This is a genomic window from Streptosporangium sp. NPDC050855, from assembly GCF_044456585.1.
Taxonomy (GTDB): domain Bacteria; phylum Actinomycetota; class Actinomycetes; order Streptosporangiales; family Streptosporangiaceae; genus Streptosporangium; species Streptosporangium longisporum.
Genome location: NZ_JBITFY010000031.1, coordinates 1 through 14,482 on the forward strand (window position 1 = coordinate 1; position 14,482 = coordinate 14,482).

General features: G+C 74.2%; 11 protein-coding genes. 2 read left to right on the plus strand and 9 right to left on the minus strand.

Annotated features, from left to right (window positions below):
• Positions 1-115 precede the first annotated feature (115 nt).
• Together ACIBCT_RS37575 and ACIBCT_RS37580 are read right to left on the minus strand one after the other, a co-directional pair.
• Entirely contained in the window at positions 116-3,469 is a 3,354-nt protein-coding gene (locus tag ACIBCT_RS37575; RefSeq protein ID WP_399196783.1) for an amino acid adenylation domain-containing protein, read from the minus strand.
• Positions 3,466-6,000, minus strand: a complete 2,535-nt coding sequence (locus tag ACIBCT_RS37580) for a S9 family peptidase (RefSeq protein WP_399196785.1) — start codon at positions 5,998-6,000, stop codon at positions 3,466-3,468. The genes ACIBCT_RS37575 and ACIBCT_RS37580 overlap by 4 nt, the downstream gene beginning before the upstream one ends.
• A gap of 175 nt (positions 6,001-6,175) precedes the next feature.
• Here ACIBCT_RS37580 and ACIBCT_RS37585 point away from each other — a divergent pair, with 175 nt between their 5' ends.
• Together ACIBCT_RS37585 and ACIBCT_RS37590 are read left to right on the plus strand one after the other, a co-directional pair.
• The gene (locus tag ACIBCT_RS37585) at positions 6,176-7,387 is read left to right on the plus strand and encodes a cytochrome P450 (protein ID WP_399196786.1); all 1,212 of its coding nucleotides are present in this window, start codon (positions 6,176-6,178) and stop codon (positions 7,385-7,387) included.
• A gap of 11 nt (positions 7,388-7,398) precedes the next feature.
• Positions 7,399-8,556 (plus strand): winged helix DNA-binding domain-containing protein, encoded by a 1,158-nt coding sequence (locus ACIBCT_RS37590; protein WP_399196787.1) that lies wholly within the window; start codon positions 7,399-7,401, stop codon positions 8,554-8,556.
• A 131-nt stretch (positions 8,557-8,687) separates the two neighbouring features.
• Here ACIBCT_RS37590 and ACIBCT_RS37595 read toward each other — a convergent pair whose 3' ends face one another.
• The 7 genes from ACIBCT_RS37595 to ACIBCT_RS37625 form a co-directional block, all read right to left on the minus strand.
• A complete protein-coding gene (locus tag ACIBCT_RS37595) occupies positions 8,688-9,599 on the minus strand; it encodes a thioesterase II family protein (RefSeq protein WP_399196788.1) in 912 nt (303 codons plus the stop codon).
• Positions 9,596-10,765, minus strand: coding sequence for a hypothetical protein (locus ACIBCT_RS37600; protein WP_399196789.1), 1,170 nt, complete (start codon positions 10,763-10,765; stop codon positions 9,596-9,598). Before ACIBCT_RS37600 ends, ACIBCT_RS37595 begins: the two co-directional genes overlap by 4 nt.
• Entirely contained in the window at positions 10,759-11,586 is an 828-nt protein-coding gene (pyrF, locus tag ACIBCT_RS37605) for an orotidine-5'-phosphate decarboxylase (protein ID WP_399196790.1), read from the minus strand. The genes ACIBCT_RS37600 and pyrF overlap by 7 nt, the downstream gene beginning before the upstream one ends.
• A 179-nt stretch (positions 11,587-11,765) precedes the next feature.
• On the minus strand, positions 11,766-12,347 hold the full coding sequence (locus tag ACIBCT_RS37610; protein WP_399196791.1) for a hypothetical protein: 582 nt from the start codon (positions 12,345-12,347) through the stop codon (positions 11,766-11,768).
• Positions 12,348-12,676: 329 nt separating this feature from the next.
• A complete protein-coding gene (locus ACIBCT_RS37615; RefSeq protein WP_399196792.1) occupies positions 12,677-13,594 on the minus strand; it encodes an alpha/beta fold hydrolase in 918 nt (305 codons plus the stop codon).
• Positions 13,591-14,325, minus strand: coding sequence for a carbohydrate ABC transporter permease (locus ACIBCT_RS37620; RefSeq protein ID WP_399196793.1), 735 nt, complete (start codon positions 14,323-14,325; stop codon positions 13,591-13,593). Before ACIBCT_RS37620 ends, ACIBCT_RS37615 begins: the two co-directional genes overlap by 4 nt.
• Positions 14,322-14,456: a hypothetical protein gene (locus ACIBCT_RS37625; protein ID WP_399196794.1), complete on the minus strand. Its 135-nt coding sequence runs from the start codon at positions 14,454-14,456 to the stop codon at positions 14,322-14,324. The genes ACIBCT_RS37620 and ACIBCT_RS37625 overlap by 4 nt, the downstream gene beginning before the upstream one ends.
• Positions 14,457-14,482: the final 26 nt, after the last annotated feature.

The following is a 14,482-nucleotide window of genomic DNA, read 5'->3' on the forward strand; positions in this document are numbered from 1 at the left end:
CGCCGCGCCCCCCCCGCCCCCCCCCGGCCCCCCCCCCCCCCCGCCCCCCCCCCCCCCCCCCCCCCCCCCCCCCCCCCCCCCCCCCCCCCCCCCCCCGCCGGCTTGTTCTCTTCGGCTACCGCTCCCGCAGGGCCGAGGCCAGCCCGGCCGCCGTGGGGTGCTCCCAGAGCAGATGGGCCGCGACCGGCCGGCGCAGACCGCCGCGCAGGCGGCCGAGCAGCGTCACCGCGAGCCGGGAGTCGCCGCCCGACGCGAAGAAGACGTCGTGCGGGCCGATCCCGGGCTCGTCCAGCACCCGCCGGAAGGCCTCCAGCACCTCCAGCTCCAGCCGGTCGCGCGGCCCGTCCGGCCGGTTCCCCGCGCGGGCGGCCGAGGAGGCCAGCCGGCGGCGGTCGATCTTGCCCGCGGTGGTCAGCGGCAGCTCGTCCAGCACGTGCACGGTCCCCGGCACCATGTAGCCGGGCAGCCGTCCGGCCGTCCACGCCCTGGCGTCCCTCGCCGTCACCGGCGCGGGAACCGGCGCGCGGCCGGGACCGGGGCCGGGGCCAGAGTCAGGACCGGACGCGGGGACGGGATCAGAGGCGGAAGCCGGGACGGAGGCGGCCACGTAGGCGACCAGCTGCTCGTCCTCCAGCGTCACCGCCGCGTCGTCCACCCCGGGACAGGCCCGCAGCGTCTGCTCGATCTCGCCCAGCTCGATCCGGTAGCCGCGGTGCTTGACCTGGTGGTCCACCCGGCCGACGAAGTCGAGGCGCCCGTCGGGGTGCTGCCGTACCAGGTCACCGGTCCGGTAGAGCCGCGCGCCGGACGCCGCCGAGGACGCCGCCGAGGACGGTGAGGACGGCGGCCCGGCCGGTGCCGGGGACGGAGGTCCGTTCTCCGCCCGGGACGGCGGCGCGTCCGGCGCCGAGGGCACGGGACCGGCGAGGGGGACGAACCGCTCTGCGGTCAGCGCGGGCCGCCGGTGGTAGCCGCGGGCCACGCCCGCGCCGCCCACGTACAGCTCGCCGGGCACGCCCTGCGGCGCGGTACGCCCCGCGGCGTCCAGCACCAGCGCGTACGCCCCCGCCATGGGCAGCCCGATCGGCGGCACGCCCTCGCCGGGAGCGCAGTCGGCCAAGGTGGCGATGACGGTCGCCTCGGTCGGCCCGTAGGCGTTGACCATGCGCCGGCCGGTACCCCAGCGCTCGACCAGTTCGGGGGTGCACGCCTCGCCGCCGGTCACCAGCACCCGCAGACCGGGCAGCGGGTCGTCGCCGGGCAGCGTCGCGATGACCGAGGGGGGCAGCAGCACGGCGTTCACCTCGCGCTCCGACAGGCACCTGCTCAGCGCCCGGCCGACGAGGATGTTCCCCGCCTCCGGGACGCACAGGGTGCCGCCACAGGTCAGCGTGGTGAACACCTCCCAGACCCAGGCGTCGAAGGTCGGCGGCGCGAACTGCAGCAGCCGCACCCCGGGACCGATGCCCAGCTCAGGGCCGAGGGCCATGACCAGGTTGCACGCGCCCGAATGCTCCAGCAGCACCCCCTTGGGCAGGCCGGTCGAACCCGAGGTGTAGATCATGTACGCGAGGTCGCGCGGCCCGGCCGGCCGCACCGGGGCGGTCACGGCCGGGTCGCGCCGGTCGAGGTCGAGGCGGCGTCCCCCGCCCTCCGGCAGGCCGGAGAGGATCTCCGCCGAGCTCACCAGGACGGCCGCCGCCGCGTCGGACAGCAGGTACTCCAGCCGCGGGGCGGGCTGGGACGGGTCGAGCGCCAGGAACGCCCCGCCCGCGTACAGCACCCCGGCCACGACCGTCACCAGCCGGGCCGAGCGGGGCAGGCAGATCGCGGCCACGGTCCCGGGGCCCACCCCCTCGGCGGCCAGCCATCCGGCCAGCTCCCGGGCACGCTCGTCCAGCTCGCGGTAGGTGAGCCGCCCGTCGTCGCCGTCCACGGCGAGCGCGTCGGGGGTACGTCCCGCCTGGGCGGCGATCAGCGCCGCCAGGGTGGAGCCGGGGGCGTCGAGGTCCACCGCCGCGGGCGGGCCCGGGATCGGGCCCGAACGGTCGTCGAGCGGCAGGTCGAGCACCGGCCGCGCGGGGGAGCTGGCCATCTCGCCGAGCAGCCGGTTCAGGCGGACGGCCATCAGCTCGACCGTGCCGTGGTCGAAGACGTCGGTGGCGTACGTGAGCGTCGCCCGGAACCGGGAGCCGTCGCCCGGTGCGCTGCCGCCGCTGTCCGGTGCGCGGCCGTGCGCGTCCGGTGATCCCGGGTGCAGGCGCAGGTCCAGGTCGCAGGCCGTCCGCGCGGGCAGGCCCTCCGGGTCGCCGAGCGGTTCGAGACGCAGGCCCGCCGCCTCGTGCGCGACCGGACGCGGCACGACGCCGTACGCCACGTCGAACAGCGCGCCCCGGCTGGGGTCGCGGGGCGGGGCGAGGGCGGAGGCGACGTCCTGCAACGGCAGCCGGTGCCGCCAGGCGTCGCGGGCGGCCCGGTCCAGGCGGGCGGAGAACGTGGTGAGGTCCGGGTCCCCGGACAGGTCCACGGGCAGGGGGACGAGGTCGTCCAGCGGTCCCGCGACGGCGGCGAGCGCGTTCGGCTCCCCGCCGAGCAGTCCGGAGAGGCGGCCGTCGGCGCGCACGCCGATCGTGAAGCGCTCCTGCCCCGAGCAGCGTGACAGCACGACGGCGAACGCCGCGAGCACCGCGAGCGCGGGGGAGCCAGGTCCGGCGGGAACGGTCACCTCGAAGCGGTGCGCCGCGCCCGCGCCGGAGCGGCGCCCGGGGCGGGGGCGGTCGGTGGCCGGTTCCAGCGGCGGCACGTCCCGCAGCGCCTCGCGCCAGAACTCCCGTTCCCCGGCCTCCGCTGCCTCCGCCTCCGGTGCCTCCGCGCCCGGCGCCCTTCCGCCCGGCGTCTCTCCGTCCGGTGCCCTCGCGTCCGGTGTGTTCGTGTTCGTGTTCGCGGTCAAGGCGCCGGGGGACGCGGCCGGGCCGGAGGGGCGGGGCACGCCGGGCAGGCGCGGCTCGTCGCCCTCTGCCCGGGACCGGTACAGCTCGGCCAGGTCGGCGGCCAGCACGGGGAGCGAGCCCTCGTCGGCGACGCACGGATGCATGCGCAGCACCAGCACGTGCTCCTCGGGGCCGAGCGCCAGCAGCGACACGCGCGCCAGCGGCCCCGTCACCAGGTCGAACGGCCTGGCCTCCAGCTCGGCCAGTGCCGCGCCGAGCCGCTCCGGCCCGACCGGCACCGGCCGCGGCGCGGGCAGGCCCCCGGCCGACACCACCGGGCGGGGCCCGTCCCCGCGGGTGGGCAGGGACCAGCGCAGCACCTCGTGCCGCGCGGCCAGGTCCCCGAGCGCCGAGCCCAGCGCCTTCTCGTCGAGCGGGCCGGTCAGCCGCAGCCGCAGGGAGATCCCGTCCGGTACGGCGTCGCCGTGGATCCGGTGCTCCAGCCAGGCCCGCTCCTGGGCGGGCGAGAAGAGCCTCACGGGGCGCCTCCCTTGAGGTTCAGGCGGAGCCAGTCCAGTTCCTGCTCGATCATGCTCCGGAAGTTCGCGGGGGAGACGATCGAGTACGGCATGTGCGCCTCGCCCCAGTAGCTGACCAGCCTCACCTTCTTGGCCTGGCGGGCCAGCGCCGTGTACATCTCCTCGGAGCCGGTGTGGGTCAGGTAGTCACGCTCGCCGTGCAGCATCAGCACCGGCGTCTTGATCTTCCCGGCGTGCAGGAGCGGGCTGTTGCGCACGTACCTCTGCGGGTCCTCCCACGGGGGCTTGCCCAGGCCGAACTCGAACGCCGGGTCCTCGATGTAGGCCGGGGCGAACCACTCCTGGGCGCGCTGCGTGTAGCGGAAGCGGGCGTCGAACACCCCGTAGGTGCTGATCACGTCGGAGAAGCCGGAGATGGCGATCGCCGCGTCGAACCGGTCGGTCTGCGTGACCAGGGCGTGCACGTTGTAGGAGCCGAAGGAGTGCCCCATCACCGCCAGCCGCTGGGGGTCGGCCACCCCCTCGTCGATCGCGGCGTCCACCGCGTTCATGATCGGTTTGGTGGGCCACGTCATGGGCTCGGCCGCCGCCTTGCCCGTAGGACGGGGGATCGAGGGGACGAGCACGGCGTAGCCGTTGGCCGTCATGAACTGCAGGGTCAGGTAGCTCGGGTTGTTCACCATGAACTCCGGCACGTCCTTGAGCGTGGAGATCATCCGCGTGCCGTACACGTTGACGACGAGCGGGTGGCGCTGCCCGTCGCGGTGACCCGGCGGCAGCAGCAGCGCGCCGGTCAGCTTCTCCCCACCGGCACCCCTGTAGGTGACGAGCCTGCGCTCGGGGACGGCCACCTGGGCCAGGTGGGCGTTCAGCGACAGGCGCTGGGTGTGGCGCCCGGCGCGGGTGGTCCACAGCGCGGTGCCCTGGTCGCCGCCCGCCCCGAAGACCGCGGTGCGGCTCGCGGGGGCGTACCCGGCGACGCCGGCCTCGGGGTGGGGCGTCGGGAGCGGGGTCAGCACGGGCGAGCCGCCGGGCGCCAGTTCGTACAGGCCGCCCTTGGTGTCGCGCGCCAGCACCACGGGGAAGTCGCGGTCGAGGCGGGGGTTGGCCGGTTCGGCGCCGCCCCGGTCGGTGGGACGCACGCCGTTGCGCCTGACCCCGTCGTCCAGCGGCCAGGCCAGTTCCGCCAGCGGGGCGGCACCGGTGGCGTTCAGGTCGCGCGCCTGCCCGGTACGCGGGTCGATCAGCCAGGCGCGCCCGTCGGCCACGCCCAGCACGCCGCCGGCCACCGGCACCAGCTCCAGCGGCGGGACCTTGAACCGCGAGGTCAGGTCGCGCGGCTTGGCGGCCGGGTCCGCCGGGTCGAACGCCCACCAGTCCTGGCGGGCCGCCGGGTCGGCGGCGTCCTTGACCTTCGCGCCGCGCACCAGCGGCGTCCCCGCTCCCCACAGCAGGCCGGTGGCCAGCAGCCGGTCGGCGGCCAGCGGGACGGCCTTGCCCCCGGCGGAGGGCACCAGGTAGGCGGTGAACGGGTCGGGCGTCTCGGGGGTGGCCTTGCCGACGATCAGCAGGTTGCTCCCGTCGGCCGCCCAGCGGGGCTGCACGGTGACCGAGGGGCTCGGCACGTCGGTCACCACGCGCGGCTGCCCGCCCGCGGCGGAGGCGATCGCCAGCTGCGTGCGCCGCTCCATGATCCGCTTGAGCCGGCCGGGACGCGCCGGGGTGGGGCCGAGGTCGTCCACCCGGGCGATGTGCCGCCCGGTCGGGTCGGCCACCAGGTTGCCCGCCGTGTACGTGCGGGCCGGTCCCGCCGAGGTGATCGTGCCGGTCACGGCGTCGATGACCGCGACCTGCTCGTCCAGCGCGTCCTGGTCGTCGGTCGCGGAGCTGTCGAACACGAAGGCGGTGTCCTCCTTGCCGCGCTCGACCTTGGCCCACTCCTTCGGGGCGACGCGCTGGGCCTCCAGCCACTGCCCGTACTCCAGGGTCCAGCGGCCGGCGTTCACCATCGGGGCGGCGACCCGCCGCGCGTCCAGCCACTGGATGAGGTAGCCGGAGGCGTTCGTCATCGTCTGCACCCCGCGCGGGGTCAGCTTGCGGATCTCGCCGGTCTCGCGGTTCCACACGTGCAGGAACACGTCGTCGCCACCGCGGGTGGAGGCGAAGGCCAGCATGCGCCCGTCGGGCGACCACACCGGGTTGTAGTGGCCGGTGCCGTCCTTGACGCCGTGCGTCACGTCGCGGGCCGGGCCGTCGCCGTCGGCCACCCAGATGTCGGCGCGCTCGTTTCCGTCGACAAATGATGCGCCATATCTGGTCGACTCGCCGGGGCCGCGTTTCACGACCACCGCGACGGCTTTACCGTCCGGGGAGGGGACGGCCTGGCCGAGTTTCTTCGTGGTCATGAAGTCCTGCATCGTGAACGGTCTCGCGGCCTCTACCGCGACAGGCCGTTCCACCGGCGGAGCAGCGCCTCCCACCAGGGCGGAGGCCGTGAGCAGTGACAGAGTCAGCTTGACACGTAGAACCATGGGAGGACGATAACCATGTCACCGGAAACGCGGAAAAGCACCCGGGCGAAGGGCCGGAGGTCGGCCTATAATCCCGCCCTCGCATTAGTCGGACCCGCCCCGCCGGTCAATCACCGCCATCCCGCCGGCGAGATGACTTCTACCGGAGAATTCTCCGAGGAATGGGAAGTTCCCAATGACTGACGTTGATCTGGCCGATGCCGATCTGCACGTCGGCGACAGGCCCCACGAGGTCTTCCGCCACCTGCGCGACAACGATCCGCTCTACTGGAACCCCGACGGCAGGGAACCCGGCTTCTGGTCGGTCACCCGGTACGAGGACTGCGTGAAGGTCCAGAAGGACCCCCGGACCTTCAGCTCCAACCAGACCAACACCCTGGGCCCGCACCGCAACACCGGTGACCAGGGATCCGGAAAGATGATCAACACGACCGACCCGCCGCGGCACACCGAGCTGCGCAAGCTGGTCAACAAGTGCTTCACGCCGCGGGCCATCGCCGCGCTCGAGCCCTACCTGCGCTCGGTCGTCAAGGACGTGTTCGCCGACGCGCTGGAGCGCCGGGACTGCGACTTCGCCACCGTCGTGGCGGCACTGCCCGTCGCGGGCATCTCCGCGCTGCTCGACGTGCCGCGCGAGGACTGGGACCTGATGCTCAGGCTCACCTCCACGGCCTTCGGCTCGCACGACAGCGAGTACCAGATGACCTCCGACGTGCGCGCCAACGCCGCCCAGGCGCACGGACAGCTCCTGCTGTACTGCCAGGGCCTGGTGGAGAAGCGCCGCAGGTCGCCGGGCGACGACATCGTCAGCCTGCTCGCCCGTTCCCAGGACGCCGGGGTGCTGACCGAGGAGGAGTGCCTGCTCTTCTTCGACGTGCTGATGCTCGGGGGCAACGAGACCACCCGGCACGCGGCCGTCGGGGGGCTGCTGGCCTTCATGGAGCACCCCGACCAGTGGGACCGGCTGCGCAGAGAACGCGAGCTGATGCCGAACGCGGTCGGCGAGCTGCTGCGCTGGACCTCGCCCAGCCGGCACGTGCTGCGCCGCGCCGTCCGCGAGACCGAGCTGCACGGCAAGACCATCCGGCCGGGGCAGGACGTCGTCATCTGGCACACCTCCGCCAACCGTGACGAACGCGTGTTCGACGCGCCGGAGGTGTTCGACGTCGGGCGTCCCCGCAGCTCCCGCAACGGGCACGTCGCGTTCGGCTCGGGACCGCACTTCTGCCTGGGAGCCGCTCTCGCGGAACTGGAGCTCACGGTCTTCCTCGACGAGCTGGTGTCCTCGGTGTCGGGTGCCGAGCTGCTCGGGCCGCCCGACTATCTGCGCTCTCCCGTCATCAACGGCGTCAAGCACGTCCAGGTTCGGCTGCACCCCATGGGGTAGAAGCACAGGCCATGAACTCACTCACCTGGGATCAGGTCCACGCGCGGCGGCTGGCCCGCCACCATCTCGTGAAACCCGTCTCCGGCGACCTGCGCAAACCCGTACGCGACGTGTGCGGGATCCAGTCGCAGGTCGCCGCCGCGGCCGAGCTGGCCATCGGGTCACGGGTGAAGGACGCCACGCAGGAGCAGGTCCGCGCGGAGCTGTACGACAAGAAACGGCTGATCAAGACGTACAGCCTGCGCGGCACCCTGCACGTGCACGCCGCCGACGAGCTGGCGCTGTGGATGGCGGCCATGCGCTGGAAGCCCTACTGGCGGGCCAAGGGCAGCTGGCACGCCCACCACGGGCTCACCGCCAAGCAGGGCGAGGCGTTCGTCGACGCGGTCCGCGAGGCGCTGGACGGGGAGTGCCTGACCCGCGAGGAGCTGGCCAAGGAGGTCTCCGGCCGGGTCGGCGCCTGGGCCGAGGACAAGCTCACCTCCAACTGGGGCGAGCTGCTGCGCCCCGTCGCCTACCTCGGCGTGCTCTGCTTCGGGCCGGTGCGGGGCGCCAAGGTCACCTACGTCAGGCCCGACCGGTGGGCGGGGCTGAAGGTCGAGGCCAAGGACCAGCCCGACCCGGAGGAGTCGGCCATGGAGATCGTACGCCGCTACCTGCGCGCGTACGGGCCCGCCACCCACCAGGACCTGGCACGCTGGTTCGCGCTCAGGCCGCCCGAGGCGCGCGAGGCGCTGGAGTCGCTCGGCGACGAGGTCGCCCAGGTCGAGGTCGAGGGACGCAAGGCGTACGTCCTGGCCTCCGACGAGGGCCGCTGGCCGTCCGACCGGAGCTGCCTGCGGCTGCTGCCCCAGTACGAGGCATACGTCCTCGGCAGCGGCCCCAAGGAGGTCGTCGTGCCCAAGGACACGGCCGCGCGCGTCTTCGAGCACGGCCGCGGAAAGTACGAGGGCGCGGTCGCCCACCAGATCATGCTCGTCGACGGCGTCGTGGCCGGGATGTGGGAGCGCAAGGAGAAGGGCGGCAGGCTGGAGGTCAAGGTCGAGTCGTTCGTCGAGCTCGGCTCCGGCCGGACCAAGGAGCTGGAGCGGGAGGTCGAGCGCGTCGGCCGCTTCTACGGCACCGAGGCCGTCCTGACCACGGGCAAACTCACCGCCAAGAAGCGCTGAGGCCCGCGCGAGACCGTCCCGTCCCGCTCACCGTCCGGGAGCGCCGGCCCCGTCCCGTCCGTGACGTCCGTCCCGGTCCCGTCTCGTCCCTCCCGGACGGGGCCCGGGCCGGGCCCCGTCCGGTCCCGCGCTCACCGGCAGGTGCCGAGGTCCGCCCGTATCGCGCGGAGCAGCGTACGGCGCTGGGTGTGGATGAAGAAGTGCCCGCCGGGAAGCAGCCGCAGCCGGAACGCCGAACCGGTCTGCGCGCTCCACGCACCCAGCCCGCCGGCCGTCGTCGTCGGGTCGCCGTTCCCGCCGAACACCGAGATCGGGCAGGCCAGCGGCGGCTCGTCCTCGTGGACGTAGGACTCCGCGGCGTTCAGGTCGGCCCGCAGCACCGGCATGATGAGGCTCATCAGCTCGGGGTTGCCGATCACCTCCGGCGGGATGCCGTCCAGCCGGTGCAGCACCCGCATCAGCTCCTCGTCGTCCAGCCGGCCGAGCCGCGGCATGCCGTCCCTGCACTGGGGCGCGTTCCAGCCCGACACGAACAACCGCCCCGGGCCCGGCAGGCCGCGCGAGCGCAGGCGCCGCGCCACCGTGAACGACACCAGCGCGCCCATGCTGTGCCCGAACAGCGCGAACGGCAGCGGCTCCAGCCGCGACAACCCGTCGATCACCGGATCGATGATCATCGACAGCCGGTTCGGGGGCTTCTCCGCGATCCGGGTCTCCCTGCCGGGTGAGCGCATCGCCCACAGCTCCACGTCACCGGGCAGCAGGTCGGCCCAGCCGCGGAACGTCGTGGCGCCGCCCCCGGCGTTGGGCACGCAGACCAGCCGCGCGCGGGGCCGCGCCGGTCTGTGCAGCGGCACCAGCCAGCTCGCCGGACGTGACACCGGGCCGTGGGAGGCCGAAGGGCCCGCGGGGGACGACACGCCGGTCACCGAGGTCACCGAGGTAGCCGTGGTGGCGCCGGTCGTCGTGGACGCGGTGGTCGCGGTGGTCGCGGCGGTCGGCGGGGTGGTCGTGGACGAGGGGGAACCAGTGGAAACAGTCATCGCGGCACCGCCAGGGATCGTGCGGAGTCCCGGGTCCGCTCGCACGCGGAGACCAGGTCCGCCAGGGACTCGGGAGGGAACATGTGGGCCGCGTCGCCCGGCCGGTACATCCTCTCGGGCTTCGGGCACGACTCGATGAGCAGCCCGTCCGCGCCGTACGCCGCGGCCGCCAGCGAGGCCGGCGCCACCAGCGAGGCCGAACCGGTGCTGTGGCTGGGGTCGAAGACCACGGGCAGGCCGGTACGGGCGCGCAGGGCGGCGATCGCCCCGAAGCCCGGCAGCGGCGGCGTCCCCGAGGCTCCCGCGCAGAGCACCACGGCGTTGTTGCCGCGGGCGAGGACGAACTCCGCCGCCCGCAGCCAGTCGTCCAGGCTCGCCTGCGGCCGGCGCATCAGCAGCACGGGACGGGGCTGGGCTCCCAGCTCGGCCAGGAGCGGGCGATTGTCCATCTGCCGCCCGTCCACCTGGAGGCAGTCGGCCACCTCGGCGGTCGCCGGCACCTCGCGCGGGTCGCACACCTCGGTGATCACGGGGATGGCCGCCGCCCGCCGGATCTCCGCGAGCGTCTCCAGGCCCCGCCTGCCCTTGCCGGGGAAGTGGTAGGGGCTGCTGCGGGTCTTGTACAGCCCGGCCCGCAGGGCGTGCGCCCCCTGCGCCCTGACCGCCATCGCCGTCTCGAGCGCGTCCCGCGGGGACTCCAGCGCGCACGGCCCCGCCGCCCACCACAGCCGCGGACCCCCGACGACCGCGCCGCGGATCACGTCACCTGCCTTCCCGGTCTCTCCGGTCTCCCCGGGCTCCCCGGGCTCCCCGGGCTCTTCGGGCGCGATACGGGGAGCCGCGGAGCCGGACGCCGTGGACGCCGTGGACGCCGTGGACGCCGTGGACGCGGTGGGACCGGGTGGCGGGGTGGGGCCGATCGTGACCTCGCGCGGCGCCACCCCGCTCTCCCGCCGTACCAGCCAGTGGCCGTCGGGGGTGGGGCGGCGGGCCAGCACGGCGGGCGAGTCGGGCACGCTGACGAGGGACTCGTCACCGCTCACCACCACGAACGACCGGCCGGCCAGGTGCACCGGCCAGGCGGTGACGTCCTCGTGCTCCGCGGCCCGCGCGGCCACCTCCTCGGCGGCCTCCCGCGAGGTGCCCGGCCGCAGCTCGATCAGCACGCCGGGACCTCCGCCCCGATCTCCTCCCGCCAGGTCGCGATGCTCGCGCCCAGCGCGGCGACGTCCGGCCCGTGGCGCAGCACGCCGGTCGTGACCGGCAGCACGGCGCGCCCGGGGGCACCGGCGGCCACGGCGACGAGGTCACCGGTGGCGCGTCCGGCCCGGCCGAGACCCGGCAGCTCCACGACCGCCGACGGCATCCGGGCCACCAGCTCGGCGGCCTCCTCGCGGCCGGCCCCGACCACGGCCGCGGCCGCCACCCCGTTCTCGTCGTTCCACCCCTGCACCTCGTCGGCCGTACGCTGCGCGACGGTGCGCGAGCCCGTCACCGCGCCCTGCACCCCGCCGGCCGCGTGGTTGGAGGTGCGCACGAGCACCATGACGAGCGTCCCGCTGTCACGGGCCCGGCGCAGCAGCGGGTCGAGGGAGGCGAATCCCATGAACGGGGTCGCCGTCACCGCGTCACCGCCCAGCACGCTGCCGGGCCCCAGGTAGAGGTCGGCGTAGGAGTCCATCGTGTCGTCGGCGTCGCACACCTTCGCGTCCAGCACCGCCAGCGAGCCCCGCTCGTGCACGCCGTCGACGACGTCACGCAGCAGGGCCGTGCCCGCGGCGCCGAACCGGGCGAAGAACGGCACCTGGATCCGGTAGACGGACACCCGGTCGCCCGCGGCCTCCAGCACCACCTCGCACATCCGCCGCGCCCCGTCCACGTCGTCGGGCATCCTCCAGGCCCGCAGCCACTTGGGGGAGGGGGCGATCCCCAGGCAGAGGGCCGATCGGGTCCGGAGCAGGTCGGTCCACATCGATAAGGCAGCCATGGGCCCATTGCACACGGACGTGCCCGAGGCCGCACCGCGCCCGCCCGCGGCCGGTTCCGCATTGGCTACAATTCTGGGCCCGCGCGACCGCGTCCCTCCCCGCCGCAAGGACGGGGAGGAGCCCGCGCCCGCCGGCCCGCGACGTCCCCGTCCTCGCGGACCGGCGGGTCCGGCGGCGGTCAGCTGAGCCTGAACGAGCTGGCCCGCTTGTAGCAGCCGTAGTGGCCGAGGTGGCCGTACCTGTCGATCCACCGCTTGCCGGCGCAGTCCCGGACGAGGTCGATGTCGGTGTGGAAGAACACGTCGCAGTGCGTGCCGTTGCCCATCCTGGTGTTCACCGAGCTGACCCGGTCGCCCCAGCCCATGTGGTCCAGCCGCTTGAACTCGTAGTCGGCCCTGCCGGAGGTGCTCCTGCTGCAGTCGCGGGGGACGGAGATGGTGAGGGTGTCGCCGCGGGAGTTGTAGTTGATCCAGTCGTAGAGCACGGCCACGGCGTAGCCGGCCGCGTTGGCGACCTTGATCGCCCGGGACAGGCTGCCGTAGCAGCCCATCCCCTTTCCGTACCTGTCGGCCACGCAGTGACTGGCCGCCGCGGTGCCCAGGGAGGCCGAATCCGGTCCGGCGGCCGTCGCCGTGCCGGACGCGGACGCGACACCGGAGGGTGCCGAAGCCGGTACGGCCGCCATCGCGGTGCCGGACGCGGGCACGATGCCGGCGCCCATGGCGAGCAGGCAGGTGAGTCGAACGGCGAGCTTCCTCATGCGGATCCCTTCGCGGAACGCCCCGCGCCGTCTTGGGTGCGAGGGCGTTCTCATCGTTTCCCTGGTTCGGACACCGGGAGTCGTTCCTGTGACGGGGTCCACGGTTTCGGAGCGCTCACATCGTCCGCAAGGAGATCCTGTTGTCAGCCTGTTCGACGTGCTCTCCGTACAGGCTGACACGCCGTCTTACAGGTGATACGCGGCGGGCGGGACGCCCGGCCCGCGGCCGTCCGGGACGGTGTGCGGGCAGGGGAGGACCCGTGCCGCGCGGCGTCGGGGCCGGTGTCGGGGCCGGTGTCGGGGTTGGTGGGGGTGGGGGTGGGGGTCGATCAGTGCGGTGGCCGCGGGCGCACCTCGTCCAGGAAGGCGCGGACCGCGCGCAGGTACGCGCCGGCGGTGTCGCGCCGGACGTTGTGCCCGGCGCCGGGCACGCGGACCGTCGTCACGGTGCCGGCCGCCGCCTTCCGGAACGTGTCCGCATCGGCGTCGGTGACCATCCCGCCGAGGTCGGCGTCACCGTACACGAGCAGCGTGTCGCAGCGCACGTCCGGTGCCAGGTCGTGGAGGGGATCCAGAGCCGTGCCGGGCCGCTCGCAGTAGCGCGGGTCGATCTGCTCCTTGCTCAGCGCCCACGGCGGCAGCTCGGCCTCGCCCCAGGCCGGGTGGTGCTCGCGGGCGTACGCGACGCGCCCGGGAAGGTCCAGGGCGCGCAGGTCGGCGAGCCAGGACGGCACGCCGCGTGGCCCGGCGCCCATCCCGTACGGTGGCGGGTCCTCCAGGACGAGCGCGGCCACCAGCTCCGGCCGGGTGGCCGCCAGCGTGAGGGCGGTGAGCGCGCCCATGGAGTGCCCGATGACGACGACCGGCTCGGTGACGCCGAGGTCGTCGAGGACGAGCGCCTGGTCGGCGGCGTGCCGCTCCGACCCCACGGGCCCGTCGGGAAGGCCCGAGTCCCCGTGGCCGCGGGCGTCGGTGGCGACGATGCCACCGATGCCACCGATGCCACCGATGCCACCGATGCCACCGATGCCGCCGTGGCCGGCCAGCGCGGGCACGACCGGCTCCCAGCAGGCGGCGGAGTCGGTGAACCCGTGCAGGAGCAGCAGCGCGGGAGGACCACCGGTGCCGCCGTCGTCATGGTCACCGGTGCCGGTGGCGTTGCTGGCACCGGTGGCGTTGCCGGTGTGCCGGTGGAGGCGCCACGCGATGTGCGCGGTGCGCCCCTCGCTCATCGCCGGTCGGGTCATTTGGTGGCTCCCGAGACGAGGCCGCTGTAGATGAACCGCTGCAGGGCCAGGAAGACGATCAGGCTCGGCAGGATGACGAGCGCGGCGCCCGCGGAGATGACCTCCCAGTGCGCCCCGTACGGCCCCTTGAACCGGAACAGTGACGTCGAGATCGTACCGAGCCCCTCGGAGGGCATGAACAGGAAGGGGATGTAGAAGTCGTTGTAGATCGCGACGCCTTTGACGATGACCACGGTGGCGATCGCCGGGCGCAGCAGCGGCATGATGACGCGCCAGTAGATGGTGAGCGACGTCGCGCCGTCCAGCCTGGCCGCCTCGTCCAGGGACATCGGGATCGACCGGATGAACTGCAGGAAGATGTAGATGGAGACGATGTCGGTCCCCGTGTACAGCAGGACGGGAGCCCAGTGCGTGTCCATCACCCCCAGGCCGTTGACGACCTGGTAGGTGGCGACCTGCGTCGTCACGCCGGGGACGAGGGCGGCGAGCGGGTTGTCGTTGGCCGCCATCTCCTCCGCGGTCCGCAGCGAGGTCAGCAGGATCGCCGCCAGCGGCAGGATCACCACCGCGCCGGCCACGACCAGCGACAGGTACACGAGAAGACGCGCCAGTGCCCGGCGTACCGGAGCGTCACGGCGACCACCGCGCGGGGGAGCGCCACCGCGCGCGAAGGCGTCGCGGCGTCCGGCGCGTCCGGTGCGGGTCCCGGCGGGACCGGTCGAGGTCCTCACGACTGTTCCACCCTCTCGTCCGGGACCAGCAGGCGCTGGAGCCAGGTCACCAGCAGCTCCCCGGGACGGCACCGGCCGGGCCGCGCGGCGTGCGCCGCCCGGGCCCCCGGACGCCCTCCGGGGGCTTGCACCCCTCCCGTACAAACGTTTTAATTCC

Coding starts and splice junctions, on each gene's coding strand:
- ACIBCT_RS37580 (WP_399196785.1), bottom strand. CDS start 6,000: ATGGTTCTACGTGTCAAGCTGACTCTGTCACTGCTCACGGCCTCCGCC.
- ACIBCT_RS37585 (WP_399196786.1), top strand. CDS start 6,176: ATGACTGACGTTGATCTGGCCGATGCCGATCTGCACGTCGGCGACAGG.
- ACIBCT_RS37590 (WP_399196787.1), top strand. CDS start 7,399: ATGAACTCACTCACCTGGGATCAGGTCCACGCGCGGCGGCTGGCCCGC.
- ACIBCT_RS37595 (WP_399196788.1), bottom strand. CDS start 9,599: ATGACTGTTTCCACTGGTTCCCCCTCGTCCACGACCACCCCGCCGACC.
- pyrF (WP_399196790.1), bottom strand. CDS start 11,586: ATGGCTGCCTTATCGATGTGGACCGACCTGCTCCGGACCCGATCGGCC.
- ACIBCT_RS37610 (WP_399196791.1), bottom strand. CDS start 12,347: ATGAGGAAGCTCGCCGTTCGACTCACCTGCCTGCTCGCCATGGGCGCC.
- ACIBCT_RS37615 (WP_399196792.1), bottom strand. CDS start 13,594: ATGACCCGACCGGCGATGAGCGAGGGGCGCACCGCGCACATCGCGTGG.